At 61.4% G+C, this 2,080-nt stretch carries 1 protein-coding gene and 2 pseudogenes; all 3 read right to left on the bottom strand.

Features of this window, described 5'->3' with window-relative positions; genetic code table 11:
• Positions 1-209 (bottom strand): annotated as a pseudogene (locus tag CK944_RS21950) (integrase core domain-containing protein); the annotation flags it as partial.
• Positions 210-213: 4 nt separating this feature from the next.
• On the bottom strand, positions 214-1,620 hold the full coding sequence (locus CK944_RS21945) for an IS30 family transposase (protein ID WP_103175156.1): 1,407 nt from the start codon (positions 1,618-1,620) through the stop codon (positions 214-216).
• Positions 1,619-2,080, bottom strand: a pseudogene (locus CK944_RS21940) (IS3 family transposase); the annotation flags it as partial. The gene CK944_RS21945 and the pseudogene CK944_RS21940, both read right to left, overlap by 2 nt.

The following is a 2,080-nucleotide window of genomic DNA, read 5'->3' as shown; positions in this document are numbered from 1 at the left end:
TTGTTATACCAGTCGACCCATTTCAAAGTTTCCCATTCGACCTGACCGACGGACTTCCAGGGTCCGAGGAACTTGATGACCTCGGTCTTGAACAGACCAATGATGCTTTCCGCGAGGGCATTGTCATAGGAGTCCCCGACGCTGCCGACCGAGGTGTCGATGCCTGCCTCAGCCAGCCGTTCGGTATATCGGATCGACAGGTATTGGGCGGATTCACCCGGTCGTCGCAACACCGTCGATCATATCCGCTTTCAGTAGCCGGTCGAGTGCCTCTGCCGGTGTTTGCCAGCCGAGTGTCTTGCGCGGACGTGTATTCAACGCATGGGCAACAGCGCTCAGTTCGTCGGCGCTGTGCCGGCTAAGATCCGTTCCCTTGGGAAAGTATTGGCGCAGCAGGCCATTGGTGTTTTCGTTGCTGCCGCGCTGCCAAGGGCTTTGCGGATCGCAGAAGTAGACGTCTAGGCCGGTATCAACCCGGAGCCGGGCGTGTTGCGCCATCTCCGCGCCTTGGTCCCAGGTCAGTGATCTGCGCAACTGTGCTGGCAGTTCCATGATAGTGCCCGCAATGGCGTCGCGAACGGCTTCGGCGCCATGACCGGCTAGGGCCGGCCCATTCTTGAGGGACTTGGCCTTGCCATGATCCTCCATCCGCGGCAGATGCAGCAACATTGTGAAGCGCGTGGTTCGCTCAACCAAGGTGCCGATCGCCGAGCTGCCGAGACCAAGAATGAGATCGCCCTCACAGTGGCCCGGCACCGCCCTGTCACCGATCTCGGCCGGACGATCGCTGATCATTAGCGCATCCTCGATAAAGGACTTGCCCCGGTTCCGGGCGCGTTCACGGGGCAGACGCAGCGCCCGGCCGGAACGAAGGCAGGCGGAGAGCTCCCGCTTCAGGGCGCCACGCCCCTGAATGTAGAGGGCCTGGTAGATTGCCTCATGACTGATGCGCATGCTCGGGTCCTCAGGGAAGTCCACCTTCAGGCGCTGCGCAATCTGTTCCGGGCTCCATGCCAAGGACCAGCGTCGACTTTGCCGATGAACCGCACGCCGTTTTCTCCATACCACGACGGGTCCATCAAAAGCGACGCCCTCCGGTGTGGCGACCAAGCCAGCGAGGCGGTCCTGCACGTAGTCGCGCAGGGGTTGGTTGCGTGCGAGCTTGCTGGTTTTCGGACGTCGGGCTGCACGATCCGCGTGCCATTGCGCGGTGAGGGCACGGTAATCGAAGTCTCCGCCACGGGTCGCGGAGTTACGCCTGATCTCTCTCGAGATCGTGCTGGGCGAACGCCCCAGCTTGCGGGCGATGGCGCGCACCCCGGTCATCCGAGCACATTCCAAGGCTATTTCCTCACGCTCGGCAAAGGAAAGGTTGCGGCTTTTCGGCTGCGGTGCAGATGGGGCCAGATGTGTGGGGGGCATTCCGCCAGAACTCCGAAACCAGCGGTTTCCAACAGGAGCAGAGACACCGGCTACGATACCTGCCTCTTCACTGGAGAGGCCTGCCGCGATCTCCTGCCAGAACCGACACAGATTCTCACGCTGCCAGACTGGTGGCCGCCCTGGCGAGCACAATTTGCGCCGCGTGGACCGTTTGGATTTTCGCCTGCCCGTCGTCATCTACACCTCCAGGAACGGGGTGTTGCGACGACCGATTGAATCCGCATTGGCTGCCTCGATCACTATGATGGATCAGCTTGTCAGTCTCGGATGGGGTCCTCTGGCAGATAGCCTGGTTCAAAGCATCCAACACGAAACCAGTCGTCATCGAGCTCGAGACGCGCCAGCCGACGATCTTCCGGGCGAAGACGTCGATGACGAAGGCGACATAGACCATGCCCTGCCAGCTTGAGACATAGGTGAAATCGCTGACCCATAGCTGGTTTGGCATGTCCGCGACGAAGGCCCGGTTCACCTTGTCGTCTGGGCAAGGCTGAGCCGCATCGGGGTGGGTCGTGATGACCTTCTTGCCGCGGACAACGCCTTGCAATCCCATCGCCTTCATCAGCCGCTCCACCGTGCAGCGGGCGATATCGTGCCCTTCGCGGCGCAACTGGTGCCAGACCTTGCGCGCGCCATA

Source organism: Paracoccus sp. SY (genome assembly GCF_002901215.1).
Lineage (GTDB): Bacteria > Pseudomonadota > Alphaproteobacteria > Rhodobacterales > Rhodobacteraceae > Paracoccus > Paracoccus acridae.
This window is presented reverse-complemented; position numbering and strand designations above follow the sequence as displayed.

Bases quoted from the DNA above. Each gene is read 5' to 3' on its own strand.
- CK944_RS21945 (WP_103175156.1), bottom strand. From the start codon at position 1,620: ATGACGACGGGCAGGCGAAAATCCAAACGGTCCACGCGGCGCAAATTG.